This is a genomic window from Neisseria sp. 19428wB4_WF04 (genome assembly GCF_015235335.1).
Lineage (GTDB): Bacteria > Pseudomonadota > Gammaproteobacteria > Burkholderiales > Neisseriaceae > Neisseria > Neisseria musculi.
In genome coordinates this window covers 14028-29368 of sequence record NZ_JADGLG010000032.1, presented here as the reverse complement: position 1 = coordinate 29368, position 15341 = coordinate 14028, and the positions used below count along the sequence as shown (strand labels likewise).

Here is a 15341-nt window from a genome sequence, read left to right as displayed (position 1 = left end):
CCGGGGCTTTTGCCAACGATACGGCTTTGACTGCCGCCATGTCGGACAGATTACTCCGCCATTGTCATGTTGTTCGGATAAGTGGAGAGAGTTACCGTTTGAAGGACAAAAAGAAGATAGGCATTGCGCCTGTGATAAAGGAGATTTACCCCCCCCCCCGTGGGATGGTTACAATCAAACTGCCGGTTCCGGCTTTAAAGTGGTCAGTTTTTGACGGCCGTGGACAGTAAAGGGTAGCTGCTTCTTTGATGACGTATTATTTGCGGATGATACTGTTGTCCAGTGGGTTTATGAAAACTATAATGCCGAATAATCTGCCGAAATAGGTAGTATCCATAATGATGTCGGCAACGGACTTAAAAGATTTGTCGGTAGTTAGACTGCCTTGCTTGATACACCGGTGGATATTTTTGGTGCTACATTGATAGCGTTTTGCTATTTGCGTACAGGTTTGTTTGAGGTGCATGTATTCGTGCGACAGACGGTTGTTATTGAGCGGTTTGAAAGTGTGGGCAAGAGCTTGTGGCGGACGGAACGTATATATCTTTGCCGGCTATTTTTACGGCTGTATTTGATATAGGTACTTTAGTGACAAAATAGACATTTTTTGCTAACCTAAATGTTTATTAAACCTTGTTTTATTTAGAGCTGGGGTCTTTGTAAAAATTACCTTAATGCCGTATATCATACTAGTGTTGGCATGGATCCAGATGAAAATATTGAAGTGTCGATTAAATAAATATTTGAATGCTAAACGTCTAGATTTCAATTGGCGTGGAAATAGTGGCGGATAAATTTTCTTGTGATATTTTTGAATGTGTAAAGAACCTAGCCTGCTGCTTGATACGGGAGATGTAGTGGGTTCGCTATTCAAAGGCCGGCTGAAAATTTTCAGGCGGCCTTGCTGTTTTATTTGTTTGTCAGTTTCTCCAAGACTGCTTTCACGGTGCGGATCCGCGCTTCTATATTGTCCGACACTGCAGTGATGCGCAGTTTGTTGCTGGCGGCCATGCGCCAGTTTTTGTGGCTCTGCATCAGCATGATGATGTCGGCGGGGTCGAAGGTGTGGTGTTTGCCGAAGGTGAGGGTAACGGCTTCGTTTGTTGCATCGATTGCGTCTATGCCCATTGCTTTGGCTGTAAGGCGGATGCGGTGGCTTTCTATCAGGGTTTTGGCGGGCTCTCCGGGTAGGCCGAAGCGGTCTACCAGCTCTTCGTGTACGGCGTTGATCTGTGCTTCGGTTTCGCAGGCGGCCAGGCGTTTGTAGAGTACCAGCCGTTCGTGAATGTCGGGGCAGTAATCTTCGGGCAGCAGCGCGGGGCTGTGCAGTTTGATTTCTGTGGTTACGCCCAAAGGCGCATCTAAATCGGGCTGGCGGCCTTTTTTGAGGTCGCGCACGGCCTGCTTGAGCATTTCGGTGTAGAGCGTGAAGCCTACCTGCATCATTTCACCGCTTTGGCCTTCGCCTAAGATTTCGCCTGCGCCGCGGATTTCCAAATCCTGCATCGCCAGTGTGAAGCCGGCACCGAGTTCGTCTGCCGCGGCGATGGCGTCCAGCCGCTTTTCGGCGTCTTTGGTGATGTATTCGGGGGTGAGCAGGTAGGCGTAGGCTTGGTGGTGGCTGCGGCCGACACGCCCGCGCAGCTGGTGCAGCTGCGCGAGGCCGAATTTGTCGGCGCGGTTGATGATGATGGTGTTGGCGTTGGGGATGTCGATGCCGGTTTCGATGATGGTGGAACAGAGCAACACGTTAAAACGCTGTTGCAGAAAATCGCGCATCACCTGCTCCAGCTCGCGCTCGCGCAGCCGGCCGTGAGCCACGCCGATGCGGGCTTCGGGCAGCAGCGTTTCCAGCCGTTCGCGCATATTCTCGATGGTTTCCACTTCGTTGTGCAGAAAAAACACTTGACCGCCGCGCTTGAGTTCGCGCAATACGGCTTCGCGTACGCTGCCTTCGCTGAAGGGTTTCACAAAGGTTTTCACCGCCAAACGGCGGTTGGGGGCGGTGGTGATGAGTGAAAAGTCGCGCAGCCCTTCCAAGGCCATGCTGAGTGTGCGCGGAATCGGCGTGGCGGTCAGCGTGAGCATATCCACATTGGCGCGCAGGCGTTTGAGCTGCTCTTTCTGGCGCACGCCGAAGCGGTGTTCTTCATCGATAATCACCAAGCCTAAGTTTTTGAATTGAATATTTTCCTGCACCAGTTTGTGTGTGCCAATCACAATATCTACCGTGCCATCGGTCATGCCTTTGAGGGTGGCTGTGGTGGTTTTGCCGCTGTTGAAGCGCGAAAGGGCGGCTACTTTCACGGGGAAATCGGCGAAGCGGTCGGCGAAATTTTGCGCGTGTTGCTCCACCAAAAGCGTGGTGGGGGCGAGCACGGCCACTTGTTTGCCGCCCATCACCGCCACAAATGCGGCGCGCAGGGCAACTTCGGTTTTGCCGAAGCCGACATCGCCGCACACCAGTCTGTCCATCGGCCTGCCTTGGGTGAGGTCTTTGAGCACCGCGCCGATGGCGGCGGCCTGGTCTTCGGTTTCTTCGTAGCCGAAGCCGTCTGAAAAGGCTTGGTAATCCTGCTCGTTGAAGGCGAATTTGAAGCCCTCCTGTGCCGCACGGCGGGCATAGAGGTTGAGCAGCTCGGCGGCGGTGTCGCGCGCTTTTTCGGCGGCTTTGCGTTTGGCTTTGCTCCATGCGCTGCTGCCGAGTTTGTGCAGCTGCACGTTTTCGTGTGCTTGCCCCGAATAGCGGCTGATCAGGTGCAGGTGCGACACTGGCACATAAAGCTGCGCACCGCCTGCGTATTCGAGCAGCATCATTTCGGCCGGGCTCTCGCCCAAATCCATCGTAACCAACCCCATATAGCGACCGATGCCGTGTTCTTCGTGCACTACCGGGTCGCCGGTGTTGATTTCGGCCAAATCGCGAAGAAGGCCGTCTGAAACCTGCGCGTGTTTTTTGCGGCGTACGCTGCGGCTCTTGGCGACATATTGGTAGAGGTCGGATTCGGTGATAACGGCAATCGACGGTGTAGGTTGGGCATTGATGCCCGACGGGGTTTGTGATGCGGCATCGGTGTCGGGCATCAATGCCCGACCTACTGTGCCTGTCTGAAACCCATACGCCAGCGGTGTAACCGTAATCGCCAGCGGCGCATCACTGTTTAAAAACGCCTGCCAGCTATCCACACTTTTCGGTTTCAGGCCGTGTTGGGCGAAAAAGCCGAGCATGGTTTCGCGCCGCCCCGCGCTTTCGGCGGTGAGCAGGATGCGGCCGTTAAAGGCCGTCTGAAAGTTTTGCAGCGCAGAGAGCGGGGTTTCGGATTGGCGGTTCACCGCCACATCGGGCAGCGCGTGGTTGGTGCCGTTTAAATCGGGCAGGATTTGACCGTAGGCTTTCAGACGGCCTGCAAATTGGTCTTCGCTGAGATACAAATGCTGCGGAGGCAAAGGCGGGTAGGTTTCATCGCCCTGCGCCATCGCAAAGCGTGATTTGACGTCTGCCCAAAAACGCGAAGCGGCGGCGTACACATCGCCGATGCACACCAACAGCGCTTCGCCGCCGATATAGTCAAACAGGCTGGAGAGGCCGTTTTCAAAAAACAGCGGCAGGTAATATTCGACTCCCGCGCCGAAACGGCCGCTGCTCACCGCCTGATACACGGCGGCTGCGTTGTGGTCGGCGTTGATTTCTTCGCGAAAACGCGCGCGGAAGATTTTTTGCGCATCGGCATCGGTGGGAAATTCGTGCGCCGGCAGCAGGCGGATTTCGGAAACCGGTGCGATGGTGCGCTGGCTGTCGGGGTCGAAGGTTTTGATGCTGTCGATTTCATCGCCGAACAAATCCAGGCGGTAGGGCAGCTCCGCACCCATCGGAAAAATATCGAGAATGCCGCCGCGCATGGCAAATTCGCCCGAGGCCACCACGTTGGAAACATGGCTGTAGCCCGCATCGGCCAAATTGCGGCGCAAGGCTTCGGCATCGAGCGTCTGCCCTGTTTTCAGCCAAAACGTGCGCCCCAGCAGAAACGGCACCGGCGCGAGTTTCTGCATGGCGGTGGCCACCGGCACAACCAACACATCGGCCAAGCCGCTTTTTACCTGCCACAAAGCAGCCAAACGCTCCGACACCAAATCCTGATGCGGCGAAAAGCGTTCATAGGGCAGCGTTTCCCAGCTGGGCAGAAACACGGCGTTATCCTGCGGACGGAAAAACTGCCAGGCACTCTGCAGGCGCAAGGCCTGTTCGACATCTTGGGTAAGAATCACTTTCAGCGGCTTTTCGGGCAGATTTTGCGTTAATGCCCACGGCAGGCTGCCGGGGGTGAAATCCGGCCAGCGGGATTTTTGCGAAGGGGCGGGGATAGGGTGGTTCATATCGTTATCGGCAGCAGTTCAGGCCGTCTGAATAATTTCAGACGGCCTGTGGTTGAAAAGGATAGGGGGTGATTTTAACAGAATGGAGAGAAGTTTCCGAAACAGTATAAACAGGCCGGTTCAATAGATTCGTCCGCACAAATTTGTGCTGATACACGGAGCCCATGATCCTTACTACAATCGATTACAATAAATAACAAAAATAAAAATATGCTTAATAGAATCACTTAAATTTAACAACAGGAAATTTTTATGTTGAATTCAACCGCTAAAGTGGCTTTCGCTGCCTATTTGCACGATTTGGGCAAATTTGTAGAACGGGCGCGCTTGGATGTGCCGGATGACGAGCTGCAAACCCATGTGCAACTTTATTGCCCCGGTTTGTTTGTTGACGGCAAGCCGGGCCGGCAATATACGCACAAACACGCAGCCTATACTGCCTTGGCTTGGGATGTTTTGGAACAGCACGTGCCGGATTGGGGCGGTGGCGATATGTATCCGTTTGCCGATAGGGCGCAAGTGGACAAAACCGATTCTCTGCTCCATGCCGCTGCCATGCACCACAAGCCCGAAACCTTTCTGCAATGGATTATTGCCACTGCTGACCGTGTGGCTTCGGGCTTTGGGCGGGAAACGTTCGAACACTACAACCAAAGCGATGATACCGCACCGGCCAACGGCAACCGGCAAACCGGTAAAAACCACTATCAGACGCGTTTGTTGACGCTGTTTGAACAAATCGCCGTCCACCGGCAGGCCGAATCTTTGGATAACGCTGATTTGGATTATTGCTATCCGCTCAAGGCCTTGTCGCCCGAGTCAATCTTTCCGCAAAAGCGCGAAACGGGCGAGCCGGGCGACAACCAACGGGCGCAGGCGGAATATCGGGATTTGTGGCAAAAATTTTTGCAGGCCTTGGAGACGATACCGGCTTCACACCGCCAAAACTGGGATTTATGGTTAGATCATTTTGATACCCTGTGGCAAACCTACACCCATGCTATTCCTGCCGCAACCGCTTTCGGCGTGAAGCCCGAAGTGTCTTTATATGACCACAGTAAAACTACGGCCGCGCTGGCCGCCGCTTTGTGGCGCTGGCATGAAGCAAACGGGCAAACCGGTAATGAAGCGGTGCAGGCACTAAAAAGCCGCAGTGATTGGGATGAGCAGAAAATCCTGCTGATTCAGGGCGATTTTTTCGGTATTCAGAATTTTATTTTTGCTTCGGGCAGCCAAACCAACAAACGCGCCGCCAAGTTATTGCGCGGCCGCTCGTTTCAGGTGTCGCTGTTTGCCGAACTGGCGGCCTTGAAAGTGTTGCGTGCCTGCTCTTTGCCATCGGTTTCGCAGATTTTAAATGCCGCCGGCAAATTTATGATTGTGGCACCCAATACTGCAGACGTACGCACAGCGGTGGAAACAGTGAAAGCAGAAATCAACGCTTGGTTTATCCGGCACAGCTTCGGCCAAGTGGCTATGGGCTTGTCGGTGCAGGCGGCAGGCTGCAATGATTTCACCGATAAAGAACGTTTTGCCGAATTGGTGAAACAATCGTTTGCCGTGTTGGAACGGGCTAAGCTGCAACGCTTTAACCTGACCGCAGACACTCCTGCCGTGTTAAACGCGGATTACAGCCAATGCGCAGCCGGCAGCGTGTGCAGCTACAACCAGCAGTTGCCCGCAGAAATCGAGGCAGACGGCCGGGCGGCGGCACGCTTGTCGCAAGACCAGATTACCTTGGGCAATCTGTTGACCAAGCAAAACCGTATTTTGGTATTGGAAAAGGGTGGTCAGGTGCATTCCGGCGGTAATACCGTCAAATTGCGCCTGCCCGTGTTTGGTCTGCATATAGCCTTTACTGCCGAAGACATCAGCGGCAAATTCGGCACGCAGGCGGCGGAGGGCACTTTATGGCGTTTTTGGGATTTCAGCCTGCCCGAGCAGCTTGGTGATCATGTTTGGAAAGGCTATGCCCGCCGCTACATCAATGCTTATGCGCCCCATTTCAGTGAGGCCGATGAATGGTTGAATCAAAAATACAGCCCGGTGCGTGGCGAGGATGATCAAATGGAAATCGAAGCCGGACAGCCGAAAACCTTTAACCATTTGGCCTGTGAAGACAGAACCAGTGAAAACAGAACCAGTGAAAACAGAACCAGTGAAAACAGAACCAGTGAAAACAGAACCAGTGAAAACGGGCAGCAGTTTATCGGCAAAGTAGCCATTGCCGCTTTAAAAGGCGATGTCGATAATCTCGGCACCATCTTCCAGAAAGGTTTGCAGGCACCCACTTTTGCCAAGATGGCGGCACTTTCCCGCCAGGTGAACCACTTTTTCAGCTTGTGGCTGCCGGCTTATTGTGCCGAACATTATCCGAACACCTATACCGTCTTTGCCGGCGGCGACAATTTCTTTCTTATCGGCCCGTGGCTGCAAACGCAAAAACTGGCGGCCGATATGCGGGAGGCGTTTGGCCGTTATGTGGCCGGCAATGAGGAAATCAGTTTCAGCGCCGGTATTTACATCACCAAACCCGGCCTGCCTTTGGGCGGATTATCAGCCGGAGCGGAAGAGGCTTTGGATTCAGCCAAAAGCGTATTCCATACGCAATACGGGCAGAAAAACAGCCTCTGCGTTTACGGCACCAGTGTTTCATGGCAAGAATGGCACGCGATTGAAACTGCTGCGGCAAGAATCGGTGAATTAAAAGATGCTTACGGATTAAGCACCGGTTTTATATACGATATGTTGCAGTTTTGCGAAGCGGCGGGCCGGGAGCGCAACGGCGATATTGCAGCCTGCATGTGGCACAGCCGTTTGGCTTACCGCATCCGCCGCCATGTGGACGACAACAAAAAAATCATCAGCAAAAACAATGCTTACGCCAAATTGATCGAAGCGTTTTATAAAAACGGCATTAAGCATTTGGAAGCGAAATACCGTATTCCCCTGTTTAACCACTTTTATTTACTGAGGGCAAAATAATGGACTTGAACCGAATCAAATTAAATACCGAGCAGTTGCCGGTGGATATTTTCAGCACCGTGGCGCAAGAGGCGGCGGAATATATCCACGATTTCAATAAAAGTAAAAATAAATCCACCCAATTGCGTAAGTTTTACGATGAATTGGCCATGTGGCACGACAAGGTTTTTCAGGCGGCCGACCGTGCGGGCGAATACCAAAAAGCCGCACCGTTTATTCAGATGCTGAAAGCCAAAGCCGCTTATGCAAGAGGAAGGGAGCATGTTAATGAACAGTTTGTCGACATGTTTAACCACATCATCGACCAGATTAACAGCGCAGATGCCTTAAAAAACGCCAAACTCTTTTTTGAGGCCGTATTGGGTTTCCGCAAAGCCAGCGAAGCCAAATAATTCAGGAGAACAACATGGAATTAGCAAACATTCACATTTTGGAAGCCAAGCTGGTGTTGCAAACCGGTTTGCACATCGGCGCGGGCGACAGCGAAATCCATATCGGCGGCATCGACAACAGCGTGATCAAACACCCGGTGGGCGGCGAGCCGTATATTCCCGGCAGCAGCCTCAAAGGCAAAATCCGCAGCCTGCTGGAATGGAAAAGCGGCGTGGTGCAGGAAGCACCGCTGGGCAAACGTGAATATGAAACCGCACAAGGCGCGGAAAAAACCGCCGTCAAACACATTCTGCAACTGTTCGGCATCAGCGGAGACAGCCAAAGCGAAGCCTTGCAGCAGGAAATCGGCCACACCCGCGTTTCGTTTTGGGATTGCGGCTTGAATCCGGATTATGCGCAACGCTTGCGCGAAGATAATCTGCTGTTTACCGAAGTGAAAAGCGAAACCATGATTAACCGAATCAGGTGTAGGAAATTCCAGCGTTGTTTACACTTTCCGTTTTTTGCATGCAGACCCATTTTGGGATTTTTGAGGGTTGTCAAGAATGCCGAAAGGCACGGCGAAGCCGCATCGTTCTTGAGAATGCTCGAAAATCACGAAACCATCATTCCAGTAAAAAAACAAAAGCTGTTTGGCATAAAAAGTGTAAACAACCCGACCTTTTCCAACACACGGGCGGGAATCGTTGGCTTGCGATTTGATCGAGCCGATACGCCCGTTTTACGATGAATGGGCAGTTGCTTTGTTTGCCGAGGGGGCTGCGTGTTGAAGATTTTTCGATGCGCGGCGGTGTGTGCGAAATGGGCAAGGCCGGCAGAATGCGCTTTTATGCGGCTTTTGAAACGGCGGCAAAATCATGGCGGCCGCAAATGCGCCGTTTGTGTATGGATTTACTTTCGGCACTGGGGAGTGAGCTGGGTGATGAAAGCGGATGTTTTGCCGAATCTGAAATGGTGGCGGCAGAGAAAGATGATGCGCTGGCTGATTGCTTATGATATTGCCGACACTGCCCGATTGCAGCGGGCATACCGTATTTTGTGCAACCATGCGCTGCCTTTGCAGAACAGTGTGTTTGGTTTCGGATCAGGCGGTGCCGAATTTTGTGCCGGTGTTAGATAAGGATTTCCGCCCGCAGGAAGTGGTGCTGCTGGTAACTGAGCAGATGAAGGAGAAAGCGGCTGCTTTGGCTGAGGTGATGCGCAAAAGGTGCGGGGTAAAGGTGCGGCAATTGGAGGTGGCTGATGCTTATAATATGGCACAGGTAGGTAAGGAGATATTTAACCTGCTGCGCGATATGGATAAGGAACAAGTGGCACTGAATGTAACCGGCGGCACCAAGCTGATGGCAATCGCGGCATTTGCAATGTTTAAAGAGGCGGGCTATCCATCGTTTTATTTCACAGCAAACAGCAATGAAGTGCTGCTGTTGGATAATAACGAGAATTTGTCGCTAAAACCACCTAAAATCAAAATCGAAGATTATTTGACGCTGCACGGCTATCCGGCTCGGCATAAGCTGCAAAAGCAGCTAACGCATCGTGAGTGGCTGCCGTTTGCAGAAGAGCTGGTGCGTGCAAAGCACAGGTTGGAGTCGGAGTTGGGGCAGCTTAATTATAAGATTTCAAAGGCGGATAGGCGGGCATTGAAATGTAAAGTGCCTGCCGGTGTCGTTGCGCACAATATGCAGTATTTACTGGAACTGTTGGAAAAATACGGCTTGGCGGCGCGGCAGCAGGGCGGTTGTTTGGTGTTTGCCGATGAAGAGGCCAAGCAATTATGTGGCGGGCGGCTGGTTTGAGGATTATGTGTTTCAGACGGCCAAATCTTTGCCGGGTGTGCAGGATGTGGCACTGAACGTGCAGATTGAAAATGCCAAAGAGCAGGTGTTCCAACACAATGAATTGGATGTGTTGCTGCTGGCAAATAATGTGTTGCATGTGTTGGAGTGCAAAACGGCCAATTTTGCCAAAAATGAGGATAAGGCCGAGGATGCGCTGTATAAGCTGGAATCGTTGAAAAAACTCGGTGGCCTGAGAACGAAAGCAATGTTGCTGTCGTATCGGAAATTGACCGGAAAAATCCGCAACCGTGCGGAGGGGGCGAAAATCGAGATTATCGAACAGAAGGATTTGAGCGGCATGAAAACACTGCTGGAGAAATGGGTAAATGGCCGCTAAAAAAAGAATCTTGGTGGCGGTTACCGGTATGTCGCCGCAGATTGTTACGGAAACGCTGTATGCGCTCCATATGCAGCAGCAATGGCTGCCGCAGGAAGTGCATGTGTTAACCATGCAAACCGGTGCCGCCAATATTGCCGACTCCCTCTTGGGGGAGGGCGGTTTTTTCCGGCGCTTGTGCGAAGAATATGAATTGCAGGATATTGCTTTCGATAAGGATTTTATCCATGTGATACGCGATGGGGCGGGGCAGCCGCTGGCCGATATCCGCTCGCCGCAGGAAAACAATCTGGCGGCAGACCAGATTGTGCGCTTTATTCATGATTTGTGTACCGATGGGCAAACCGAACTGCATGTGTCGATTGCGGGCGGGCGCAAATCGATGGGGTTTTACATCGGTTACGCGTTGTCGCTCTTCGGCCGCCGGCAGGATAAATTGTCGCATGTGCTGGTGGAAGAGGCTTTCGAGCAGCGCCGCGAATTTTTTTTATCCGCCGCGCCAAAGCGTGTGGCTGGATACGGCCAAAGGCCGTTTGGACGCTTCGCAGGCGCAGGTGATGTTGGCCGATATTCCTTTTGTCCGTATGCGCGAAGGAATGCCGAAACTGCGGCTGGCGGATAACTGGAATTTTTCTCAGGCGGTAGAATTGACACAAAAGAGCTTGAGTGATTTTAATTTGCTGATCGACTGCCCGACTATGAGCATAGTTTGCGGCAATATGGAGCCGATCAAGCTGGCGGAACGCGAATTCAGTTTTTATTTGGCGATGGCCGAATTCAAACAGGAAGGCATTGTGTTGTGCAGGCAGAGAAACAGCCCCGATTATCAGTGTTTGAAAGAGCGTTATTGGCAGCATTACTGCCGGTTTAAAAAAGATCTGCAGGGAAGCGGCCCTCAGGCGAAGCGCCGCCGTGAGGAGGCTTATCAGAATTTGGATATCGGTGAAATCTGGAAAGAAATGCCGACACGGATTAAAAAAGTGTTGGAGCGCCATTTGGACGATTATGCCAAGCATTACCTGATTAACAGCTCGGGATTGAGAAACAGCTTGAATTATCAACTGGAAACAGATAAAAACAGAATCCGGTATGTTAGCGCGGATGATCAAGGGTAACTCAAGATCTATCGGGCTTTGCAGGGCTTGAGGCCGTCTGAAAACCGTTTGACGAGGTTAAGGAACGATGAACACTGTTACAGTCAAAAATACCGTTTTGGGCGAAGGCCGCCCGAAAATCGCCGTGCCGCTGGCGGCCGAAGATTCAGACGGCCTGCAGTCGGCATTGCAGGGTTTGCAGGGGCTGCCTTTCGATGTGGCGGAGTTGCGCGCAGACTTTCTCAAGCAGGCGGCCGATGCGGGATATGTGATGGATTGTTTGCGGCAGGTGCGCGCGGCATTGCCCGATAAGCCGCTGCTGTTTACCTTCAGGCGGGCAGAAGAGGGAGGCAGATGCCCGGTTGCGCAAGATGATTATTTTGCGCTGGTGCAGGCAGCCATACGCTCGGGTTGGGCGGATATGGTCGATATCGAGCTGTTTGCGGGCGAGGCGCAGGTGAAAGAAAGCGCGGCACTGGCCAAATCACACGGTGTGGCCGCGCTGCTGTGCAACCACGATTTCGATGCCACGCCGCCGAAAGAAGAGATTATCGCCCGCCTGCAAACCATGCAGGATTGGGGGGCGGACATCTGCAAAATCGCCGTGATGCCGCAGTCTCCTGCCGATGTTTTGGTGTTGCTCGATGCCGCGCAAACGATGTTCCGCCATTATGCGAAGCAGCCGCTGGTTGCGGTGGCGATGGGCAAGATGGGCGTTATCAGCCGCCTGGCAGGCGGAACATTCGGCTCGGCGATGACGTTTGGCGCGGCAACAAAGGCATCGGCACCGGGGCAGATAGCGGTTAATGATTTGCGCACGGTTTTGGATATTTTGGCGGATGAGGCCGTCTGAAAGGTTGAGGCCGTCTGAAAGGTTTCAGACGGCCTCGGTTTTTTATATTGTCGGTATTGAAGGCCTCAGCGTGTTTGCACGCATTCTGATTCGGAGCCGAGGTTTTTGACGGTGTGGTCGAATTCGGCCACATATTGCGGCAGCAGATAGGGGCGCAGCAGGCTGAGGGTGCGGCCGATACCGCGTATTTTGGAATCTTCTCCCAGTTTGGCGCGGCCGCGGATGGAGCCGTCGAAGTCGAACCAGTATTTGGTAATCATCCACATATTCACGGCCAAATCGTGCATGGCGGTTTCATCGGCGTTGATGATGCCCAAGCCGTTAAGACGGGTGAGCAGGTTCACCAGCAGGGGGGAAACTTTGGCTTGTGTGAAGTTGTTGTGTTCGCCCAAAAGCTCGGCGCTGCGGGCAAGCAGGGTATTGACATCGCTAAACAGAAAACGGTAACGCCACATGATGTCGTAGATGCCCGACATATAACCTACGGCTTGGCAAACGCTTTCGGGCAGAGCGGCGGTTTGCAGATAGCCCAGCAGGTCGTCGCTGTAGCGCTTGAAAAGCTGCACGATGATTTCGTCTTTGTTGCGGAAGTGGTAATAGAGATTGCCGGGGCTGATGCCCAAATGGGCGGCAATGTGGTTGGTGCTGATATTGCGCTCGCCTTCTTCGTTGAAGAGAACGAGTGCAGAATCAATGATGCGCTGATAGGTGTTTTGTTTGCCGTCTTTCGCCATGGTTCAATCTCCTTGCTGCCGTTTGTCTTTATGGTGGATTGGGTGATTATATCAAGAAAGCGGCAAAGTGATGTTCCGACACGCAAAGCCGCGTAAATGCAGTATGGCGCGCCGCTCCCAATGAAAAGGGATAATGAGAGAAAACGGAGCCGGCCGTGTTGCCCGCCGCAGGCAGCGTGGTTTGCAGCTTTAAAGAAAGGGCGGCGGAAACGGCTCAGGCGGGAATCCGGGCAGATTTTCAGACGGCTGCTGCGGTATCGGGCGCGGTATCTGCGCCTATCCAATTGGGTTCGGTGTGGAGCGCAACGCCGAAGGTTTGCTGCACGGTGCGCACGATGTGTTGCGCCAATGCGTAAACATCGTGCGCCTGCGCCTGCTGTTTGTTTACCAACACCAGCGCCTGTTGGTTGTGAACGGCTGCGCCGCCGATTTGGAAGCCTTTGAGGTTGCAGCGTTCGATCAGCCAGCCTGCGGCAAGTTTCACCGAGCCATCGGGCTGCGGGTAGTGCGGCATATCGGGATACTGCGCCAGCAGTTTTTGCGCTGTTGGTGCCGCCACCACGGGGTTTTTGAAAAAGCTGCCGACATTGCCCAGCGTTTTCGGGTCGGGCAGTTTGCCCGAGCGGATCTGGCAGACGGCATCGGATACGTCTTTCGCCGTGATTTTGCGCCCCGCGCAGGCCTGTTCCACCACAGCGGCCAAGTCGCCGTAGCGCACATTGGGGCGGAAGGTTTCGTTTAGGGCAAACACCACCGCCGTAATCACATAACGCCCCCTGCCTGCCTGTTTGAACAGGCTTTCGCGGTAGGAAAAGCGGCAGGCGGCATTATCGAGCGTAACAAATGTGCAGGTGTCCAAATCGAAGCAGCGCACGCTGTGTATCGCGTCTTTCACTTCCACGCCGTAGGCGCCGATATTCTGCACGGGCGATGCGCCCACGCTGCCGGGAATCAGGCTCAGGTTTTCCAGCCCGCTCAAGCCCGCTTCGAGCGTGTGCAGCACAAATTCGTGCCACACTTCGCCCGCCTGCGCTTCGAGATAAACGAGGCCGTCTGAACGGAAAAGCTCGCGGATGCCCCGGTTTTGGATATGGACGGCCAAACCCTGATAATCGCCCATCAGCAGAATATTGCTGCCGCCGCCCAGCCACAGCACGCTTTCGCGCTTGAATGCGGGCAGCTTCACGATTTCGTGCAGGTCGTTTTCGTGTTCCAAAACCGCAAAATCACGCGCCCGGGCTTTGAGGCCGAAGGTGTTGAGCGGGGTTAAATCCACATTGTGCATCACTTGCATCACACTGTCCTTTTGCGCGCCGCCTGCGGGCGGCTGCACCATTGCAAATACCAAACCAGCAGCACCGCCGCCACCGTGAGCGACAACACCAGCGCCGTCCAAAAACCATAAATGCCCATATCCAAACCATAGGCGAGCGCATAGCCGGGCAGCAGGCCGAAGCCCCAAAACGCCAGCGCGTGTATCAGCATCGGCACTTTGGTGATTTTATAGCCGCGCAGCGCATAAGAAGCCACGCATTGGGTGCTGTCGGCAAGTTGGAACACCGCCGCAAACAGCAGCACGGCGGCGGCAATGCCCAATACGGCGGCATCATCGGTATAGATACCCGCCAGCGGGTAGCGGAGCCATACCAACAGCAGGGCGGTAACCGCCGCCAGCATCAGCCCCAACACCAGTGACACGCCCGAAATATAGCGCGCCCTAATATATTCGCCGCGTCCGAGCGAATAGCCCACCCGCACCGTGCCGGCTGCGCCCACGCTTTGCGGAATCATATAAATCACGCCGGTAAGGCTGATCACCACCTGTTGCGCGGCGATATAATCCTCACCCAGCGGGGCAATCAAAAACACAATAAACGAAAACAGGCTCGCTTCGAGAAAAAACGACAAACCGATGGGCGCGCCCAGCTTCCAGATTCTGCAGAACGCATCGGCTTTGGGGCGGCTGAAACGGTCGGTCAGCCCGAAGCGGCGGAAATAGGGCTGCTTGGCCGCATAAAGCCACAACACCGCCGCATTAAACCAAAACACCGCCGCCGTGGCCAGACCGCAGCCTGCGCCGCCCAGCGCAGGCATGCCGAATTTGCCGTAAACAAACATATAGTTGAGCGGAATATTGAGCAGAAACGCCAAAAAACTCACCACCATAATCGCGCGCGGGCGGTTGAGGCTGGAGGCATAAGCATGCAGGGCGCGGTGTATCATCGCGGCGGGCATGGCCAGGCCGGTGAAAAACATATAATGCCCCATCATCCGCTCGACCTTGCCGCTCAGGTTCAAAACCTGCTGAAACAGCGGCACCGCCGCCCACAGCAGCAGCATACCGGCCAGCCCCAGCATCAAGCCGAACCAGATGCCCTGCCGCCCCGTTTCGCCCACTTCGGCGGTTTTGCCCGCGCCGAACAAATAGGCAATCATCGGATTGAGCGCCGTCATCACCCCCAAAAAGGTGATATACACGGTGGCAAACGCGCTGCTGCCCAATGCCACCGCCGCCAAATCGTCTTTGCCCGCGCCGCCGGCCATCACCGTATCGACAAAACCGATGCCCACCTGTGCCACCTGCGCCAGCAGCATGGGCAGGGCCAGCAGGGAGAGCTTTTTGATTTCTTTCGAGAAAACGGAGAAGGAATAACGGTTTAAATCGAGCAGCATGGGTTTTTGATATTCAAATAAGGCGGGCACCGCGCCGCGTGGGGCGTTCAAGCATTG

General features: G+C 53.8%; 14 protein-coding genes and 1 pseudogene. 11 read left to right on the top strand and 4 right to left on the bottom strand.

Annotated elements, in window-relative coordinates; all coding sequences use genetic code 11:
• Window positions 1–122: pseudogene (locus IR141_RS14020) on the top strand (ATP-binding protein); the annotation flags it as partial.
• Window positions 123–909: 787 nt separating this feature from the next.
• Here IR141_RS14020 and mfd read toward each other — a convergent pair.
• The gene (gene mfd, locus IR141_RS08095; RefSeq protein WP_135035741.1) at window positions 910–4374 is read right to left on the bottom strand and encodes a transcription-repair coupling factor; all 3465 of its coding nucleotides are present in this window, start codon (window positions 4372–4374) and stop codon (window positions 910–912) included.
• Window positions 4375–4626: 252 nt separating this feature from the next.
• Here mfd and cas10 point away from each other — a divergent pair, with 252 nt between their 5' ends.
• From cas10 to aroD, 10 genes are all read left to right on the top strand, one after another.
• Window positions 4627–7359, top strand: a complete 2733-nt coding sequence (cas10, locus tag IR141_RS08090) for a type III-A CRISPR-associated protein Cas10/Csm1 (protein ID WP_135035738.1) — start codon at window positions 4627–4629, stop codon at window positions 7357–7359.
• The gene (gene csm2 / locus IR141_RS08085) at window positions 7359–7751 is read left to right on the top strand and encodes a type III-A CRISPR-associated protein Csm2 (protein WP_209304414.1); all 393 of its coding nucleotides are present in this window, start codon (window positions 7359–7361) and stop codon (window positions 7749–7751) included. Before cas10 ends, csm2 begins: the two co-directional genes overlap by 1 nt.
• A 14-nt stretch (window positions 7752–7765) precedes the next feature.
• Window positions 7766–8482, top strand: coding sequence for a type III-A CRISPR-associated RAMP protein Csm3 (gene csm3 / locus IR141_RS08080; RefSeq protein WP_135035732.1), 717 nt, complete (start codon window positions 7766–7768; stop codon window positions 8480–8482).
• Window positions 8479–8748: a hypothetical protein gene (locus IR141_RS08075; RefSeq protein WP_135035729.1), complete on the top strand. Its 270-nt coding sequence runs from the start codon at window positions 8479–8481 to the stop codon at window positions 8746–8748. Before csm3 ends, IR141_RS08075 begins: the two co-directional genes overlap by 4 nt.
• Window positions 8675–8872 (top strand): hypothetical protein, encoded by a 198-nt coding sequence (locus IR141_RS14210; protein ID WP_368665553.1) that lies wholly within the window; start codon window positions 8675–8677, stop codon window positions 8870–8872. The genes IR141_RS08075 and IR141_RS14210 overlap by 74 nt, the downstream gene beginning before the upstream one ends.
• Complete coding sequence (locus IR141_RS13420; RefSeq protein ID WP_245231733.1) at window positions 8799–9551, top strand: DUF1887 family CARF protein; 753 nt, start codon at window positions 8799–8801, stop codon at window positions 9549–9551. Before IR141_RS14210 ends, IR141_RS13420 begins: the two co-directional genes overlap by 74 nt.
• Window positions 9511–9930, top strand: a complete 420-nt coding sequence (locus tag IR141_RS13845) for a DUF1887 family CARF protein (RefSeq protein WP_135035723.1) — start codon at window positions 9511–9513, stop codon at window positions 9928–9930. The genes IR141_RS13420 and IR141_RS13845 overlap by 41 nt, the downstream gene beginning before the upstream one ends.
• Window positions 9920–10552, top strand: coding sequence for a CRISPR-associated ring nuclease Csm6 (csm6, locus tag IR141_RS08060; RefSeq protein WP_135035720.1), 633 nt, complete (start codon window positions 9920–9922; stop codon window positions 10550–10552). The genes IR141_RS13845 and csm6 overlap by 11 nt, the downstream gene beginning before the upstream one ends.
• On the top strand, window positions 10437–11045 hold the full coding sequence (locus IR141_RS08055) for a hypothetical protein (protein ID WP_135035718.1): 609 nt from the start codon (window positions 10437–10439) through the stop codon (window positions 11043–11045). The genes csm6 and IR141_RS08055 overlap by 116 nt, the downstream gene beginning before the upstream one ends.
• A 67-nt stretch (window positions 11046–11112) precedes the next feature.
• Window positions 11113–11877, top strand: a complete 765-nt coding sequence (gene aroD, locus IR141_RS08050; RefSeq protein ID WP_135035715.1) for a type I 3-dehydroquinate dehydratase — start codon at window positions 11113–11115, stop codon at window positions 11875–11877.
• Between the two features lie 65 nt (window positions 11878–11942).
• On the opposite strand, the gene IR141_RS08045 is transcribed toward aroD, so the two are convergent.
• The 3 genes from IR141_RS08045 to IR141_RS08035 form a co-directional block, all read right to left on the bottom strand.
• Window positions 11943–12611, bottom strand: coding sequence for a TetR/AcrR family transcriptional regulator (locus tag IR141_RS08045; RefSeq protein WP_135035712.1), 669 nt, complete (start codon window positions 12609–12611; stop codon window positions 11943–11945).
• Window positions 12612–12849: 238 nt separating this feature from the next.
• On the bottom strand, window positions 12850–13905 hold the full coding sequence (murB, locus tag IR141_RS08040) for a UDP-N-acetylmuramate dehydrogenase (protein WP_167743118.1): 1056 nt from the start codon (window positions 13903–13905) through the stop codon (window positions 12850–12852).
• Window positions 13905–15284: an MATE family efflux transporter gene (locus IR141_RS08035; RefSeq protein WP_135035747.1), complete on the bottom strand. Its 1380-nt coding sequence runs from the start codon at window positions 15282–15284 to the stop codon at window positions 13905–13907. The genes murB and IR141_RS08035 overlap by 1 nt, the downstream gene beginning before the upstream one ends.
• Window positions 15285–15341 lie beyond the last annotated feature (57 nt).

Coding starts and splice junctions, on each gene's coding strand:
- mfd (WP_135035741.1), bottom strand. CDS start 4,374: ATGAACCACCCTATCCCCGCCCCTTCGCAAAAATCCCGCTGGCCGGAT.
- cas10 (WP_135035738.1), top strand. CDS start 4,627: ATGTTGAATTCAACCGCTAAAGTGGCTTTCGCTGCCTATTTGCACGAT.
- csm2 (WP_209304414.1), top strand. CDS start 7,359: ATGGACTTGAACCGAATCAAATTAAATACCGAGCAGTTGCCGGTGGAT.
- csm3 (WP_135035732.1), top strand. CDS start 7,766: ATGGAATTAGCAAACATTCACATTTTGGAAGCCAAGCTGGTGTTGCAA.
- IR141_RS08075 (WP_135035729.1), top strand. CDS start 8,479: ATGAATGGGCAGTTGCTTTGTTTGCCGAGGGGGCTGCGTGTTGAAGAT.
- IR141_RS14210 (WP_368665553.1), top strand. CDS start 8,675: ATGAAAGCGGATGTTTTGCCGAATCTGAAATGGTGGCGGCAGAGAAAG.
- IR141_RS13420 (WP_245231733.1), top strand. CDS start 8,799: ATGCGCTGCCTTTGCAGAACAGTGTGTTTGGTTTCGGATCAGGCGGTG.
- IR141_RS13845 (WP_135035723.1), top strand. CDS start 9,511: ATGAAGAGGCCAAGCAATTATGTGGCGGGCGGCTGGTTTGAGGATTAT.
- csm6 (WP_135035720.1), top strand. CDS start 9,920: ATGGCCGCTAAAAAAAGAATCTTGGTGGCGGTTACCGGTATGTCGCCG.
- aroD (WP_135035715.1), top strand. CDS start 11,113: ATGAACACTGTTACAGTCAAAAATACCGTTTTGGGCGAAGGCCGCCCG.
- IR141_RS08045 (WP_135035712.1), bottom strand. CDS start 12,611: ATGGCGAAAGACGGCAAACAAAACACCTATCAGCGCATCATTGATTCT.
- murB (WP_167743118.1), bottom strand. CDS start 13,905: ATGCAAGTGATGCACAATGTGGATTTAACCCCGCTCAACACCTTCGGC.
- IR141_RS08035 (WP_135035747.1), bottom strand. CDS start 15,284: ATGCTGCTCGATTTAAACCGTTATTCCTTCTCCGTTTTCTCGAAAGAA.